The sequence below is a fragment of the Clostridium senegalense genome (genome assembly GCF_018916625.1).
Taxonomy (GTDB): Bacteria; Bacillota; Clostridia; order Clostridiales; family Clostridiaceae; genus Clostridium_J; species Clostridium_J senegalense.
In genome coordinates this window covers 167,320-182,736 of record NZ_JAHLNC010000007.1, presented here as the reverse complement: position 1 = coordinate 182,736, position 15,417 = coordinate 167,320, and the positions used below count along the sequence as shown (strand labels likewise).

18 protein-coding genes are annotated in these 15,417 nt (G+C 26.9%); 15 read left to right on the top strand and 3 right to left on the bottom strand.

Annotated elements, in window-relative coordinates; all coding sequences use genetic code 11:
* The first annotated feature begins 15 nt into the window (after positions 1 to 15).
* The 13 genes from KQI36_RS12975 to KQI36_RS12915 all read left to right on the top strand — a co-directional run bounded on the left by KQI36_RS12975 (position 16) and on the right by KQI36_RS12915 (position 10,880).
* Positions 16 to 456 carry an aspartate carbamoyltransferase regulatory subunit gene (locus tag KQI36_RS12975; protein ID WP_010293976.1) on the top strand — a complete coding sequence of 147 codons (441 nt, stop codon included), beginning with the start codon at positions 16 to 18 and terminating at the stop codon, positions 454 to 456.
* A gap of 14 nt (positions 457 to 470) precedes the next feature.
* Positions 471 to 1,670 (top strand): dihydroorotase, encoded by a 1,200-nt coding sequence (locus KQI36_RS12970; protein ID WP_216451227.1) that lies wholly within the window; start codon positions 471 to 473, stop codon positions 1,668 to 1,670.
* Between the two features lie 30 nt (positions 1,671 to 1,700).
* Positions 1,701 to 2,579, top strand: a complete 879-nt coding sequence (pyrF, locus tag KQI36_RS12965) for an orotidine-5'-phosphate decarboxylase (RefSeq protein ID WP_216451226.1) — start codon at positions 1,701 to 1,703, stop codon at positions 2,577 to 2,579.
* A gap of 39 nt (positions 2,580 to 2,618) precedes the next feature.
* On the top strand, positions 2,619 to 3,368 hold the full coding sequence (locus KQI36_RS12960; RefSeq protein WP_216451225.1) for a dihydroorotate dehydrogenase electron transfer subunit: 750 nt from the start codon (positions 2,619 to 2,621) through the stop codon (positions 3,366 to 3,368).
* 46 nt (positions 3,369 to 3,414) lie between these two features.
* Positions 3,415 to 4,311, top strand: coding sequence for a dihydroorotate dehydrogenase (locus KQI36_RS12955; protein WP_216451224.1), 897 nt, complete (start codon positions 3,415 to 3,417; stop codon positions 4,309 to 4,311).
* Positions 4,312 to 4,347: 36 nt separating this feature from the next.
* Positions 4,348 to 4,917, top strand: coding sequence for an orotate phosphoribosyltransferase (gene pyrE, locus KQI36_RS12950; protein ID WP_216451223.1), 570 nt, complete (start codon positions 4,348 to 4,350; stop codon positions 4,915 to 4,917).
* Positions 4,918 to 5,683: 766 nt separating this feature from the next.
* On the top strand, positions 5,684 to 6,631 hold the full coding sequence (arcC, locus tag KQI36_RS12945) for a carbamate kinase (RefSeq protein WP_216451222.1): 948 nt from the start codon (positions 5,684 to 5,686) through the stop codon (positions 6,629 to 6,631).
* Positions 6,632 to 6,644: 13 nt separating this feature from the next.
* Positions 6,645 to 7,850, top strand: a complete 1,206-nt coding sequence (arcA, locus tag KQI36_RS12940) for an arginine deiminase (RefSeq protein WP_216451221.1) — start codon at positions 6,645 to 6,647, stop codon at positions 7,848 to 7,850.
* Positions 7,851 to 7,903: 53 nt separating this feature from the next.
* Positions 7,904 to 8,902: an ornithine carbamoyltransferase gene (gene argF / locus KQI36_RS12935; RefSeq protein ID WP_216451220.1), complete on the top strand. Its 999-nt coding sequence runs from the start codon at positions 7,904 to 7,906 to the stop codon at positions 8,900 to 8,902.
* A 239-nt stretch (positions 8,903 to 9,141) separates the two neighbouring features.
* Complete coding sequence (locus KQI36_RS12930) at positions 9,142 to 9,363, top strand: hypothetical protein (RefSeq protein ID WP_216451219.1); 222 nt, start codon at positions 9,142 to 9,144, stop codon at positions 9,361 to 9,363.
* A gap of 87 nt (positions 9,364 to 9,450) precedes the next feature.
* Positions 9,451 to 9,951 (top strand): YhcN/YlaJ family sporulation lipoprotein, encoded by a 501-nt coding sequence (locus KQI36_RS12925; RefSeq protein ID WP_010293961.1) that lies wholly within the window; start codon positions 9,451 to 9,453, stop codon positions 9,949 to 9,951.
* Between the two features lie 138 nt (positions 9,952 to 10,089).
* A complete protein-coding gene (locus KQI36_RS12920) occupies positions 10,090 to 10,278 on the top strand; it encodes a ferredoxin (protein ID WP_216451218.1) in 189 nt (62 codons plus the stop codon).
* A 200-nt stretch (positions 10,279 to 10,478) separates the two neighbouring features.
* Entirely contained in the window at positions 10,479 to 10,880 is a 402-nt protein-coding gene (locus tag KQI36_RS12915) for a hypothetical protein (protein WP_010293956.1), read from the top strand.
* Between the two features lie 70 nt (positions 10,881 to 10,950).
* Here KQI36_RS12915 and ispF read toward each other — a convergent pair whose 3' ends face one another.
* Together ispF and KQI36_RS12905 are read right to left on the bottom strand one after the other, a co-directional pair.
* On the bottom strand, positions 10,951 to 11,421 hold the full coding sequence (ispF, locus tag KQI36_RS12910) for a 2-C-methyl-D-erythritol 2,4-cyclodiphosphate synthase (RefSeq protein WP_216451217.1): 471 nt from the start codon (positions 11,419 to 11,421) through the stop codon (positions 10,951 to 10,953).
* Positions 11,422 to 11,713: 292 nt separating this feature from the next.
* Positions 11,714 to 11,902: a hypothetical protein gene (locus KQI36_RS12905; RefSeq protein ID WP_216451216.1), complete on the bottom strand. Its 189-nt coding sequence runs from the start codon at positions 11,900 to 11,902 to the stop codon at positions 11,714 to 11,716.
* A gap of 544 nt (positions 11,903 to 12,446) precedes the next feature.
* Here KQI36_RS12905 and KQI36_RS12900 point away from each other — a divergent pair.
* The gene (locus KQI36_RS12900; protein ID WP_216451215.1) at positions 12,447 to 13,052 is read left to right on the top strand and encodes an LptM family lipoprotein; all 606 of its coding nucleotides are present in this window, start codon (positions 12,447 to 12,449) and stop codon (positions 13,050 to 13,052) included.
* A gap of 115 nt (positions 13,053 to 13,167) precedes the next feature.
* Here KQI36_RS12900 and rluF read toward each other — a convergent pair whose 3' ends face one another.
* Positions 13,168 to 13,911, bottom strand: coding sequence for a 23S rRNA pseudouridine(2604) synthase RluF (gene rluF, locus KQI36_RS12895; RefSeq protein WP_216451214.1), 744 nt, complete (start codon positions 13,909 to 13,911; stop codon positions 13,168 to 13,170).
* Positions 13,912 to 14,226: 315 nt separating this feature from the next.
* Between rluF and KQI36_RS12890 the strand changes: the two genes are divergently transcribed.
* A complete protein-coding gene (locus KQI36_RS12890; RefSeq protein ID WP_216451213.1) occupies positions 14,227 to 15,405 on the top strand; it encodes an N-acetylglucosaminidase in 1,179 nt (392 codons plus the stop codon).
* The last annotated feature ends 12 nt before the right edge of the window (positions 15,406 to 15,417 follow it).

Below are 15,417 nucleotides of genomic sequence, written 5' to 3'. Positions count from 1 at the left end.
TGAGGGGGATTTTCTATGTTAACAATAAATAGTATAAAAAATGGAATTGTTATAGACCATATAGAATCTGGAAGAGGAATGAAAATATTTAATTATTTAGGATTAGATAGAGCACAATATCAAGTTGCTTTAATTATGAATGCACATAGTGAAAAGTTGGGGCGAAAAGATATTATAAAGATAGAAAATGTTATGAAACTAGATTATACAGTTTTAGGATTAATAGATAGAGGTATAACTGTAGATATAATAAAAGATGAAAAAATAGTAGAAAAAATAGACTTAACCCTTCCTAAAAAAGTTGAAGGAATCATTAAGTGTAAAAATCCTCGTTGTATAACGTCAATAGAACCGTATATAACTCATACACATTATTTATTCAATGAAGAGAAAAAAGAATATAGATGTAAATACTGTGATGAGATTATAAAAGTAAAGGAAATACGTTATAACTAAGGAGGGTTAAATTTGTGGAATTATTAATTAAAAACGCAAAAGTTGTAGACTGTTACGGAAGTTATTTAAGTGATGTTTATATAAAGGATGGCAGTATAAATAAAATTGGTAGAAACTTAAGAAAATCTTGTAAAACTATAGATGCAAAAGGTTATGTCCTTATGCCATCTTTTGTAGATTTACATGTACATTTTAGAGAGCCTGGATTTACCTATAAAGAAGATATAGAATCAGGTTCAAAGGCTGCAGTTAGAGGTGGATATACAATGGTAAATCTAATGGCAAATACAAATCCTGTATGCAGTTCTATGGATACAGTAAATTATGTTAGAGGTAAGGCTAATCAAATAGGTTTAATAGATATACATCAAACAGTTTCTATTACTAATAGTTTTGATGGTAAAGATATAAGTCATTTGGATAGGATAGATAATTCCATAAAAATTATATCAGAAGACGGAAAAGATGTAATGAATAGCAAAATTATGTTAGATGCTATGGTTAAAGCTAAAGAAAAAAATTTAATACTTATGTGTCACTGCGAAGAAGAAAATCTATCAAAATATGATATGAGAATAGCGGAAAATATAATGACCTTACGTAATTTAGAATTTGCAAAGATAACAGGTGCTAACGTTCATATAGCACATGTAAGTACTAAGGAAGCTATGAAATACATTATAAGATATAAAGATGAAGGGATAAAAGTTACTTGTGAAGTTGCACCACATCATTTGTTTTTAGAAAATGAATGTGACTATAAAGTAAATCCACCAATAAGAAAAAAAGAAGATGTAGAATTTTTAATTAAGGCTATAGAAGATGGGTATGTGGATGCTATAGCAACAGATCATGCACCACATAGTAAAGAGGATAAGGAAGGTGGAGCACCAGGTATATCTGGAATAGAAACAGCATTTAGTTTGTGTTATACAAAACTAGTAAAAGAAAATGGAATATCTTTAGAAAAATTAAGTGAAATTATGAGTAAAAAACCTAGTGAAATATTAGATGTTAAAAAAGGAAAAATTGAAATTGGATATGAAGGTGACTTGGTTTTAATAGATTTAGAAGCTAAATATGATATAGATTCAGAAAAATTTTATTCAAAGGGAAAAAATACACCGTTAAATGGTGTAAAGGTATATGGAGATATAATAAAAACCATAAAAAATGGTGAAATAGTTTATTCAAATAATAAATATGAAATTTAGATGTTTAAGTGTAGAATGAGAGGGCGTTTAATGATAATAGATAAATTATTTAATATAGTCAAAGAAAAAGGACATGTTTGTTTAGGTCTAGATACAGACCTAAGCTACATACCTAAAGATTTTTTTAATAAATTTTCATCAATATCAGAAGTTATATTTCAATTTAATAAAAGTATTATAGATGCAACTTTAGATGTTGTTGCTTGTTATAAACCTCAAATAGCATATTATGAAGCATTGGGATTAGAAGGACTTATAGCATATAAAAATACTGTAGGGTATATAAAGGAAAAAGGTGGAATTGTTATAGGGGATATAAAAAGAGGGGATATAGCAAAAACAGCTGAAATGTATGCAAAAGCACACTTTGAAGGGGAGTTTGAGGTTGATTTTATAACATTAAACCCATATATGGGATTGGATACTATAAATCCATATATACCATATATTGAAAAAGGCGAAAAAGGAATTTTTGTATTAATAAGAACATCTAATAAAGGTGCAAAAGATATACAGTATATAAATACATTAGATAATGAAAAGGTATATTCAAAAGTTGGAGATAAACTTAACAAAATGGGAGAAAATTTCTTAGGACAGTGTGGATATAGTTCTATAGGTGGAGTCATAGGATGTACTCATACAGAAGAAGGAGTTATGTTAAGAAAAAAATTAAATAGTACATTTTTCTTAATACCTGGATATGGAGCACAAGGTGGAACGGCAGAAGATGTAGCTATGTATTTAAAAGATGGAAATGGTGGAGTGGTTAATTCATCAAGAGGTATACTTCTTGCATATAAAAAGTATGAAGATGGTGAAAAATATTTTGATAAATATGCAAGAGAAGAAGTCATAAGAATGAGGGATGAAATAGGATTAGCTATAAAAAATAATAAAAGAGGGTAATCGCAAGCTTTTTCAAATCTTATATATGAGGATGGTTTTATGAATTTAAATAAGGAATTTACAATAAATAGAGTTTTAGAGAATAAAGAGATTTCAAAGGGAATTTATAAGATAAAAGTAGCAGGAAATTTCAAGGCAAATCCAGGGCAATTTTATATGGTAAGATGCTGGGAAGATGAACCAGTTTTATCAAGGCCTATAAGCGTTCATAACGTTGGAAAGAATGGAGATTATATTGAGTTTTTATATGCTGTTGTTGGGAAAGGTACAGAGCTAATAAGCAAGTTAAAACAAAGTGATGAAATAAAAATAATGGGTCCATTAGGGAATGGATTTAATGTAGAAGAAGTTAAAGGTAAAAATATTGCAATAGTATCAGGGGGAATAGGCATAGCTCCAATGGGATATCTTTTAAGCTTATTAAAAGAAGAAAATATAGATTTATATGCAGGGTTTAAAGATTTAACATATGGAATTGAAGATATGAAAAATATTATTAAAAAAATATATGTATCAACAGAAGATGGAAGTTGTGGCCATAAGGGTTATATAACAGATATATTAGACACAAATAAATATGACTTAGTATTATGCTGTGGGCCAGAAGTTATGATGAATAAGGTAGTGAAAATGTGCAAAGAAACAAACACAAAGGTCTATATATCAGAAGAAAAAAAGATGGCTTGTGGAATAGGAGCTTGTTTAGTGTGTACTTGTAAAACTAAACAAGGAAATAAAAGAACTTGTAAAGATGGACCAGTATTTTGTGGTGATGATATAGAAATTTAATAAAAATATATAGGGCTTTGAAGATTAGTACATGAGGTGATGATTAATGATGAACGTGAATATATGTGGAGTTGAACTGAAGAATCCAGTAATAGCTGCATCAGGTACATTTGGTTTTGGACAAGAATATAACGAGTTCTTTCCAGTTTCTAAACTTGGTGGAATAAGCTCTAAAGGATTGACTATAAACCCTAAGGATGGTAATGGTGGAGTAAGAATGCAAGAAACTCCATCTGGAATGTTAAATAGCGTTGGACTTCAAAATCCAGGCGTAGATAAATTTATAGAAAAAGAACTGAAAAATATGGAAGAGTTAAATACAGTAATAATTGCAAATTTAGGTGGGGGTTCTATAGAAGAATACATTAAAGGTGTTAAAAAATTAAACTGTAGTAATGTAGATATGATAGAACTTAATATATCCTGTCCTAATGTAAAAACTGGTGGGATGGCATTAGGGATTAAATCATCTATAGCATATGATGCAGTTAAAGAAGTAAAAAAATATTGCAGTAAACCACTTATAGTAAAATTATCACCTAATGCTGAAAACATTCAGGAGATGGCAATAAGCTGTTGTAAAGCAGGAGCAGATGCATTATCATTAGTCAATACTTTTAAAGGCATGGCAATTGATATATATAATCAAAGACCTGTCTTTGAAAACATATATGCAGGACTTTCAGGTCCAGCGATAAAACCTATAGCCCTTAGAATGGTGAATGAAGTAAGTAAAGTGGTAGACATTCCTATAATAGGATTAGGTGGGATAAAAACATGGCAAGATGCTATTGAATTTATAATGGCAGGAGCTTCGGCAATACAAGTAGGAACTGCTAACTTTATAAAACCAGATATTATGCTAGATATTATAAATGGTATGGAAAATTTTTTAAAAGAGAGAAACATAAAAAATATAAATGATATAAGAGGAATAATATAAGGCATAATAAAATAAATTTGACTTGGAGGAATTATAATGGAAAAAATGATTATAGATATATTAAAAGAAACTAATGCATTATTAGAAGGACATTTTTTATTATCATCAGGTAGACATAGTAACAAATACTGTCAATGTGCTAGACTACTTCAATATCCAGATAAAGCAGAAAAAATTTTAAAAGTTGTTGTAAATAAAATAAAGGATATAGATTTTGATATTGTTGTAGGACCAGCTATGGGTGGTGTTATAGTTGCCTATGAAGTAGCAAGACAGTTAAAAAAACCAGGAATATTCACAGAAAGAAGAAATGGAGTTATGACTTTATCTAGATTTGAAATAGAAAAAGGAACTAAGGTAATGATATCAGAGGATGTTGTAACTACAGGAAAATCAACTATGGAAGTGTGCAGATTATTAGAAAATTTAGGTGCAGAAGTTGTTGGGGTCTGCTCAATTGTTGATAGAAGAGGCGATGTATCGGAACTTAAATTACCATTATATAGTGCTATAAAGCTAAATGTAGAGAACTTCGAAAAAGAAGAATGTCCACTATGTAAAGAAGGTATTCCATATGTAAAACCAGGTAGTAGAAACATTAAATAGTTTTAAAAGTAATAAAAATTTATTCAAAATTAAAGTTTAAATAAAGGTTATAAGATATATATTTATAAAGCATATCTTATAACCTTTTAATTTTAAAGGTCTAAAAATATAATAAATAAAACATAAATAAAAATTTACAAAAAATATACATTTACATAAAAATTCACATATATTGTATATTCCATTATAAGTAATTAAAAAAATATATAATATATATTCTATAATTTAAAAATATCTTGTTAAGGTATAATATTAAAAGTAAGAAAATAGATTATTTTATTAATTTATTTTTTAAATAATATTATTATATTGTAATATAAATATTATTAATTTAAGATAAAAACAATATTTTCACAAAAAAAATAAGAAAAAAGTAATAAATAATATTTAATTTTATAAAAATAAATTAATATAAATATAATTAATCGTTAATAAGTTATAATTTTATATTTATTAAAAAAATGTATAGCAAATGAATATACTTTATCATAGTAAATTTGACATAAAATAGAAAATTATTTACTATAATAGTACTTTATATTAAAAACATCTTATGAAACCACTGCATAAAACATCATGTTAAACATAATTTTAATACTAATGAAACAAGTCTATTAGATATAGAACACATGACAATTAAAAATTCAACAAAATTAAAAATTAATTGATATTGATATTATAAATAAGTATTTTAAATAAAAAGGGTTCTGGGGAAAGAATTAAAAAATATTATAAAAATAAATATGTTTTTAAATGGGGGGATATTGTGAAAATAGTATTAGCTTTAGGGGGTAATGCACTACAATCAAATCCAAAGGATAAAAGTGCAGAATCACAATTAAAAACATGTAAAGAGACAGCGAAATCTATTGTTGATTTAATAGAAGATGGACATTCAATTTCTATAGTACATGGGAATGGGCCACAAGTAGGCCAAATAGTAGCTACAATTGAAGATGCTATAAAATATAATGATAAAAATATTTTATTTCCATTTGATGTGTGTGGAGCATTTACACAAGGATATATAGGTTATCATCTTCAAAATGCCATAAGTGAAGAATTAAAATATAGGGAAATTAATAAGTCAGTAGCTACAGTAGTAACTCAGGTTTTAGTAGATGAAAATGATAGTGGCTTTAAAAATCCTACAAAACCTATAGGTTCATTCTATTCTAAAGAAGAGTCAGAAAATTTAGAAAAAAATCAAGGGTATATTATGCGAGAAGATGCTGGAAGGGGATATAGAAGAGTTGTAGCTTCACCAAGGCCTGTAGATATAATTGAAAAAGAAACTATAAAAGATTTAGTTAGAAATGAAAAGGTAGTTATTTCTTGTGGTGGTGGTGGAATACCAGTAATAAAAAAAGGCAATACAATAAAAGGTGTTGCAGCAGTTATTGATAAGGATTTTGCAGCAGAAAAATTAGCAGAGATATTAGATGCAGATTGTTTGTTAATATTAACAGCAGTAGAAAGTGTATGTATAGATTATAACAAAGCAACAGAGAAAAAATTGAAGTCTGTTACTATAAAAGAAATTAACAAATATATAGAAGAGGGACAATTTGCTCCGGGAAGTATGCTTCCGAAAATAGAAGCGTGCAAAAAATTTGTTCAATTTGGTGATAATAAAATGGCAATAATATCATCATTATCTAAAGCAAAGGAAGCATTAAAAGGGGAATGTGGAACTAAAATAATTAAAAAGTAGGGGGCGATACTGGATGGAACAAAGAGGGGTGAAAGTTTATTCTGAAATAGGTAAATTAAAGACCGTTCTTTTGCATAAACCAGGTAGAGAAATAGAAAACTTAACACCAAGATATTTAGAAAAGTTATTATTTGATGATATACCATATTTAAAAATTGCACGTGAAGAACATGATAAATTTGCAGAAGTGTTTAAAATGAATGGTATAGAAGTTTTATATTTAGAAAACTTAGTAACAGATTCAATAAAAGATTCAAATATAAAGGAGCAGTTTGTAGAAGATATATTATTAAAAAGTAATTTAATTGATAATAAAATAAAGGGAGAACTAAAAAAGTATCTTTTAAGTATGTTACCTAAAGAAATGATTGATGTTATTATGGCTGGAGTCAGAAAGGAAGATATACTTTTAAAAGAAAGTAAAAGTGAATATCCTTTTTTATTGGAACCAATGCCTAATTTATATTTTACGAGAGATCCATTTGCGTGTATAGGAAGTGGAATATCTTTAAACTCTATGAGAAAAGTTGCAAGAAAAAGAGAGACTCTTTTTGGAAAATATATATTTAAGTATCATCCATGGTTTAAAGATACAAAGGTGAATATATATTATGATATGGACAACCCTTCATGTATAGAAGGCGGAGACCAGCTAGTATTATCAAAGGAAGTATTAGCTATTGGATGTAGTGAAAGAACAGATAAAGAAGCTATATTAAAGCTTGCAAGCAATATTTTTAAATCAGGAGAAAGCTTTAAAAAAATATTATTATTTAATATACCAAAAATAAGAGCATTTATGCATCTGGACACAGTATTTACTATGGTGGATTATGATAAATTCACAATACATCCAGAAATAGAAGATACATTAAGAGTAATAGAAATAAGTTATGATAAAACAAACCAAAATGTGCTTACAAAAGAGTGTGAAGAAAGTCTTGAAAGTATATTAAGTAAAGCTTTAAAAACGGAAGTTACGCTTATAAGATGTGGTGGTGGAGATAAAATAGCAGCAGGAAGGGAACAATGGAATGATGGTTCTAATACCTTAGCTATATCACCGGGAAAAGTAATAACTTATGATAGAAATTATGTTACAAATGAGCTTTTAGACAAGCATAATATTGAAGTATATGCTATTAAATCTAGTGAGCTTTCAAGAGGGCGTGGTGGCCCGAGATGTATGTCTATGCCATTTGTAAGAGAAGATATTTAGCTTAAATTGAAAATTATTATAATATATTTTAAATAATTTTGGGGGTATTAAAAATGTATAATTTAAGAAACAGAAACTTTTTAACACTAATGGATTTTTCACCAAAAGAAATAAACTTTTTTTTAGACTTAGCACAAGAATTAAAAAGAGCAAAATATGCAGGGGTAGAACAACCAACTTTAAAGGGGAAAAATATAGTATTATTATTTGAAAAAGATTCAACTAGAACAAGATGTGCTTTTGAAGTAGCGGCTCATGATCAAGGTGCACATGTAACTTATTTAGGACCTACAGGAAGTCAAATGGGAAAAAAAGAGTCTATTGCAGACACTGCTAGAGTTTTAGGCAGAATGTTTGATGGAATTGAGTACAGAGGATTTGGACAAGAAGTAGTAAATGATTTAGCTAAGTATTCAGGGGTGCCTGTATGGAATGGTCTTACTAATGAAGATCACCCAACACAAGTATTAGCAGATTTTTTAACTATAAGAGAACATTTTACAAAGCCACTTAATGAAATAAAATTTGTTTATACTGGAGATGGAAGAAATAATATGGCAAATGCTCTTATGATTGGAGCAGCTAAAATGGGAATGGATTTTAGAATAGTTGCGCCAAAATCATTATTTCCAGAGGAAGAGTTAGTAAATAAATGTTTAGAAATTACAAAATGTACTGGTGGAAAAATAACAATAACAGATAGTGTAGGAGAGGGCGTTAATGGTGCAGATGTAATTTACACAGATGTATGGGTTTCTATGGGTGAAGCAGATGAAGTTTGGGCGGAAAGAATAAAACTTCTTCTACCATATCAAGTTAATTCAAAAATGATGGAGTTAACTAATAATAAAGATGTTAAATTTATGCATTGCCTTCCAGCATTTCATGATTTAAAAACGAAAGTAGGAAAAGATGTTTTTGATAAATTTGGTATAGATGCAATGGAAGTGAGTGATGAAGTTTTTGAAAGTGAAGCATCAATAGTATTTGATGAAGCTGAAAATAGAATGCATACCATAAAAGCTGTTATGGTAGCTACTTTAGGAAAATAATTTTTAATTTTAAAGGTATCTTAAAAATAGTTTTAAGATACCTTATTATTTTTTATGTAAAAATAATAATTTAATAAATTAGGTTAAAAAGTAAAATTTGATTTAAAAGTTTAAGAATGTATATTATTCATAAAATATTAATCATAAATATAAGGAATTCTTAATATTATATATCATTGACACAAGGGAATTAAGACAATGAGGACAACCATAAAGTTTACTAAAGGGAGAGAGATGCTATGATTAATGAGATTCCAACAATGATATATGATAACTTAGGAAATCAATTAAAAGTTGTTAGAAATAATAAAATTTTTTTTAAAAATAAAAATAAATATGGATATGTATTTCATGTCGAAAAAGCTGAGAAAGTAAGCACTGTAAGTGAGTTTGAGCTAGAATTTAAAGATGGAAAATATATATTAAAAAGAGATATTTTTTTAGAAGTAATATCAGTATAAAATTAATTTCCTAAAATTATAATAAAAACTATTGAAGTTGAGCACAATAGTATAGAGAAATAGATAATAATTTTAGGAGGTATTTAAATGAATAAAAATTCTAAAAGACTTATGGCGTTAGTTCTTTCAGCATCACTTCTTGCAATGCCATTAGTTGGATGTACTAAAAACACAACTGACAATACAACAAATAAAAATGGTATGACAAACAATAATGGTATGACAAACAATAAAGGAAATGCAAACAATGCTACAGGTAATGAAAAATCAGCTGAGCTTGAAAGATCTAAAGTTATAAGAGAAAAAATAGCAACAATAGCTGGTGTAAAAGAAGCTAGTGCTGTTGTTCATGACAATACAGCTGTAGTAGGTGTAGCATATAATGATGACATAACTTCTAAAACAGAAGTTAATAAAGCAATAGAAGATGCTATAAAACAAACAGATAATAAAGTAACTACAGTTAAAATTAGTGATGATACTGCAATGACTGTAAAAATTAAAAAAATGTATGAAGACTTAGGTAGTGGAAAAACATGGGAAGATGTAAAAGGTGACTTTGAAGGATTTAAAAAAGACATAATGTAATTATAAGATAAAAACTCTACTAAAATATGTAGAGTTTTTCTTTTTAAAAAGAAATAATTTTAAAAATGAAACAAGAATAAAAACATATATTGTTGGGAATTTTATAATTAAACTATAAATAAAAAGTGAGGTAATTATATGATAGCAAAAGTTGATAAAGCAACATGTATCAGTTGTGGTAGTTGTGCAAAACTATGCCCAGAAGTTTTTGAAATAGGTGTTGGTGATAAGGCTTATGTTAAAGTGGAAAAAGTTCCAGTTATAAATGAATTCAATGCAAAAAAAGCAGAAAAAAACTGTCCTGTTGAAGCAATAAAAACATGTTAGTTTACTTTAGATAATATAGGGGGATAATTTAAATTGCAAAATGTTTTATATAAGATATTTTTTATTTGAAATACCAAAATAATAATTAAAATTATTTTGGTGTTTTTTTATGATTAAATATAAATTTGGTCAGATTTGTAGCAATATGAAGGTCTCTAGAATATATATATAATAATAAAATATAATTTGGAGGGGAATTTATGGAGGCTTTTATGCAAAATGGTCTAGTTCAAGCATTGCTTATAATTTTAGTTGTATTGGCAATTGGAATACTTGTAGGACTGTTGAAGAAGAAAAATATAATACCAGATGATAAATTCCTAAATTTCGGATATACAATTATTGATATGTTAGATGAATTAGGAGTAGCAGATGAAAATACGAAAAAGATATTAAGAATAATAATGGATGGAGTTAGATATGTTGAAGAAAACTTTAATAACATGTCTAATCCAGTAAAAGAAGAAACTGCATTAAATGTGGTAAAAGAAAATCTTGAAAGTATTAATGGTATAGAAAAACTAACAGAAGAAGACATCAAGACACTTATAAGACTTTCTGCAATATTATTAGGTGAAAGTGAAAAGAAAACAGTTGAATAATTGATTCATAAAGAAAAGGATGCAAAAGCATCCTTTTAAACTTTAAATAAAAATTTTATTTACATAATAATTAATCTATAAGTAAACATATACTTTGAGAAGATATACCTTCTCCAGTTCCAGTAAATCCTAAACCTTCCTCAGTTGTAGCTTTCACATTAATTTTATTACAATCTATATTAAGTGAATCACTTATGTTAGATACCATTGTAGCGATATAAGGAGCCATTTTAGGTTTTTGGGCTATTATAGTGGCATCTATGTTACCTATAGTATAGTTATGTTTTTTTAATAAATCACCGACATGTTTTAAAAGCTCCATACTAGAAATTCCTTTGTATTTTTCATCTGTGTCAGGAAAGTGCTTACCTATATCTCCTAGAGCTGCAGCTCCTAAAAGACTATCCATAATGGCATGAATAAGTACGTCTGCATCAGAATGACCTAAAAGGCCTTTCTCATAAGGAATGGTAACTCCACCTAATATAAGTTTTCTGTTATCTGTAAGTCTATGTACATCATAACCTAGTCCGATTCTCATAAAAAACCTCCAAACAAATATAGAATTATCTATAAATAAATAATTTAATATTTTTTAAAATATTAAATTATAATTATAAAATAGATTTATCCTTAATATTATTTATTATACGAAATATTAGGAGAAAGTAAAATAAGTATAAAATATTTATAAAAATAAACAGTTAGTATAATCATTAAATACAGGGTAGAAAATAATCATACTAACTATTATTTGAAATTAAATAATATATAGAATTGTAAAATTATATATAAACTTATATTTTTGTTTTAAAAGTTTTGTATATCTATGTTTATAACTGATTTTTATAGTTATAAATTTTTAATCTCATATTGTAAGGTTTATCATTTTTATTTTCTTTAGGATTTTTATTGTTAAAAAAAGATTTGATTTTTTTTATAGAAAAAAAACTAGATAATTTACTATGATTTTTAATTTTTTTTCTAGATTTAAAGTCTACATAAATAACGTTATTAGACATTTTATCAACCCCCAATGTGCTTGTGGTATGGGAAAGAAGTAAAAACATTTGATAAGAAAATTATACCATAAATTACAGAATATTTTAACAATTCAAATTTTAATTGTTTTTAAATAATATTAATTATCAGTTAAATTTTTGAAACAATAAATAATATGAAACTTATCCACAAATTATAAACAATCATGTTGATAATGTGAATAAAAAATAATTTAAAAATAAACAGTGTACTCACATCTATATTATTTTAATTTTCATTAAAATTATTCTAAAAAAATTAAAGTATAAATAAGTATTAACAATAATTCAACAGATTATCAACAAGAAGTCTGTGGATAATGTTAATAACTTTTTCAACAATATAAGAATATTTACAAATTTTTCATAAGAACTGCAATTTTTGTGATAAAGTTGTTAATTGTTTATAAAAAAAATAATTAAAAATATTAAGATTATTTTAAATATTGAAAAACTTTTAAAAAATTGATATAATTGAAAAAGAGCCAATTGGAAAAAATAACTAATTAAATTGGGGGTATATGAAATGAAAAAGGTATTATCAATTGTGTTAGCAGCAGTTTTAACATTTTCATTAACAGCATGTGGAGCTAATACAACTAATAAAAATGATACAAAAGAAAATACAACAAACACAGAAACTACTAATAAAAAAGATGAAAATAAAAAGGATGAAGAAAAAACTGAAGAAAAAGCTGAAGAAGTTAAATATGAAGAATTTGGACAATTATTAAATGCTGTATCTGAAAAAGATTATTACTATGATGATATAGGTACTATTAAAATATTAAATGATGTAAAAAAAGAAGTAAATGCTGCAAAGAAAGAAGAGTATATTAAAAAGACAAAAGAAATTATAGATAAAGAGATGACAGATAAAAAAGTAGATTTAAGTAAAATTAAAGTTTATGATTACTATAAAAACGCCAACGGAGAAAAATCACAAAAATCTTATGTGGTAGTTTATGGTGATGATAAAGTACCAACTACTGTTTATGAAGTTATGTTTAATATTTCAGAAACTGATGAACCTAGCTTAAAAGAGACAAAGGAAAATAAAGAATTAATTAATGATGATTTTAAAACATTATTTAAAGCTGACCTTGAAAAGCCAGCAGAGAAAGAAGAATAGATTTTTTATAATACTAAAAAATTCATAAATTAAAGGTGATTTTAAAACTTAAAAATCACCTTTAATTTTTTTATATAGAAATACAGTTTTAAATCATATTTCTTCAATAGGCCTTTTATAAAGAGGCATCTTCAGTTTTTACAGAATCTTTTACAAGAGAATTTATAACACTCAGTTCTTTTTCAGTTAAGTATCTCCATTTTCCTAAAGGAATGTTTTTAAGTGTCACATTCATAATACGCACTCTTTCAAGTTTTATCACTTCATATCCTAAATAATCACACATTCTTCTTATCTGTCTATTTAGACCTTGAGTTAATATAATTCTGAAGACAGAAGTACTTTCTTTTTTTACAAAACATTTTTTTGTAATTGTATCTAATATAGGTACGCCATTAGACATAGATCTAATAAAATTATCAGTAATTGGCTTATTAACAGTAACTAAATATTCTTTTTCATGATTATTTCCTGAACGTAAAATTTTATTTACGATATCTCCATCGTTTGTCAGAAAAATTAATCCTTGAGAAGGTTTATCTAATCGTCCTATATGAAATATTCTTTCAGGATAGTTTATAAAATCAACTATATTTCCTTTTATAGATGTGTCTGTAGTACAAGTAATTCCTACAGGTTTATTTAGTGCTATATAAACCTTTTTACTTTTAGGTTTTACAGTTACTCCATTTACAGTTACAATGTCATTAGGTAGGACTTTAGTACCGATATCAGCCTTTTGTTTATTTATAAAAACTATGCCTTTTTCAATTAATCTATCTGCTTCTCTTCTAGAACAGAATCCACTTTCACTTATGTATTTATTCAATCTGATGCCTGAAGCGATTTTTTTATCCATATACATCTTTCCTTTTCTAAAAATATTATAAGTATATAATAATATTATATACTTAAAAACTAAGTATAAAAATTAAATATAATATTTTTATATAAATTACTGTATCTTCTTTCACTATATAACTATACAATATAATTTAAATTTACAAAAATATAAATAAATATACAAATTAAAGGAATCATAATGTATAATTTAAGTATGCTTTATAAGCTATTGTCTAATGATTAGTGAAATTGTTTTAAAAAAATAATATTTAAATTTACAACAATATTTCATTAAAGTTGGACAAGCAATATTAAGAAAAGAGGGGGAAAAATGGAGATAAAAAAGAGGTTTTCTATTATAGGCGTATTTTTATTAATAATGGCCACTATGATTATTACAACATCAAAGGTATATGCAGCAGTAGAGCCTAAGGTTTTTGAACATAAATTAAGTGTTCCAACAAATAAAGTTTGGAGTATATGCCTTAATGATACACTAAATGATAGTGCTGTTAATTCGCTAGAAAGTTCTATTAAAGTTACAACAGTAAATGGTGGCGTAAGCCAACCTATATCTATTAGCTATGATGCTAACAATAAGGTTATAAATGTAAATCCTCCAGAAGGTGGATATGATCCTAATACTATTTATAGTTTATTAGTAAGTAGTTCAATTACAAATTCAATTGGAAGCGGACTTGAAAATAATTATGTTATAGATTTTACTACTGAAAGAAACACAGATACTATTAGTGTTCCAGCAGGAAGCACAGTTGAATATATAGATTATCCATTTACATTAGATGATTTTGTACAAAGTCAATCAGGAAAATTAATTAAATTTTTAAGAAACTCACCGTTTACATCTGATGGAAGTTTATTAAATGTTAAGGCTTTTGCTGATTCAGAGAATTTATCTTTAAATAGTACTCAAGTTTATCAATTTTTAAGTTTAAAATATATAGACGGTATATCACCAGAAGTTTTAGATAGGGAGATAAATACAAAAGGTATTATAAAAGATAAAGGTTCAGTGTTTATAGAAGCAGGAAAAACATATGATATAAATCCTGTATATTTAAATTTACATTGTGCATTAGAAACAGGGGTTGGAACATCTCAGTTGGCTAATGGAGTAGATTATAAAACTCCAGATGGAAAGACTGTTAAAGTATACAATATGTACGGTATAGGAGCAGTAGATAGCGATCCTATAAATGGAGGAGCAAAAACTGCATACGAGCAAGGGTGGACAACTCCAGAAAAAGCTATAATCGGTGGTGCTAAATGGATTGGAGAAAGATATATACACTGTTCACAAGTGACTGATATGGATGATAAAGATACATTATATGAAATGAGATGGGCTATAGGAGAATATCCAAGTGGATGGAAACAATATGCTACAGATGTGTCATGGGCATATAAACAGGCCGCTAGATATGAAAGAATTTTAAGTCAGTGTACAAGCGCTAAGTTAAAGTTTCAAATTCCTAGATTCGTTAAATAATATATGAAAATA

Excerpts from the sequence above, each read along its gene's own strand:
- KQI36_RS12930 (WP_216451219.1), top strand. The coding sequence starts at position 9,142 with ATGATTAATGAGATTCCAACAATGATATATGATAACTTAGGAAATCAA.
- KQI36_RS12905 (WP_216451216.1), bottom strand. The coding sequence starts at position 11,902 with ATGTCTAATAACGTTATTTATGTAGACTTTAAATCTAGAAAAAAAATT.
- KQI36_RS12890 (WP_216451213.1), top strand. The coding sequence starts at position 14,227 with ATGGAGATAAAAAAGAGGTTTTCTATTATAGGCGTATTTTTATTAATA.
- KQI36_RS12920 (WP_216451218.1), top strand. The coding sequence starts at position 10,090 with ATGATAGCAAAAGTTGATAAAGCAACATGTATCAGTTGTGGTAGTTGT.
- pyrE (WP_216451223.1), top strand. The coding sequence starts at position 4,348 with ATGGAAAAAATGATTATAGATATATTAAAAGAAACTAATGCATTATTA.
- KQI36_RS12915 (WP_010293956.1), top strand. The coding sequence starts at position 10,479 with ATGGAGGCTTTTATGCAAAATGGTCTAGTTCAAGCATTGCTTATAATT.
- ispF (WP_216451217.1), bottom strand. The coding sequence starts at position 11,421 with ATGAGAATCGGACTAGGTTATGATGTACATAGACTTACAGATAACAGA.
- argF (WP_216451220.1), top strand. The coding sequence starts at position 7,904 with ATGTATAATTTAAGAAACAGAAACTTTTTAACACTAATGGATTTTTCA.
- KQI36_RS12975 (WP_010293976.1), top strand. The coding sequence starts at position 16 with ATGTTAACAATAAATAGTATAAAAAATGGAATTGTTATAGACCATATA.
- rluF (WP_216451214.1), bottom strand. The coding sequence starts at position 13,911 with ATGGATAAAAAAATCGCTTCAGGCATCAGATTGAATAAATACATAAGT.
- KQI36_RS12925 (WP_010293961.1), top strand. The coding sequence starts at position 9,451 with ATGAATAAAAATTCTAAAAGACTTATGGCGTTAGTTCTTTCAGCATCA.
- KQI36_RS12955 (WP_216451224.1), top strand. The coding sequence starts at position 3,415 with ATGATGAACGTGAATATATGTGGAGTTGAACTGAAGAATCCAGTAATA.
- pyrF (WP_216451226.1), top strand. The coding sequence starts at position 1,701 with ATGATAATAGATAAATTATTTAATATAGTCAAAGAAAAAGGACATGTT.
- KQI36_RS12960 (WP_216451225.1), top strand. The coding sequence starts at position 2,619 with ATGAATTTAAATAAGGAATTTACAATAAATAGAGTTTTAGAGAATAAA.
- arcA (WP_216451221.1), top strand. The coding sequence starts at position 6,645 with ATGGAACAAAGAGGGGTGAAAGTTTATTCTGAAATAGGTAAATTAAAG.
- KQI36_RS12900 (WP_216451215.1), top strand. The coding sequence starts at position 12,447 with ATGAAAAAGGTATTATCAATTGTGTTAGCAGCAGTTTTAACATTTTCA.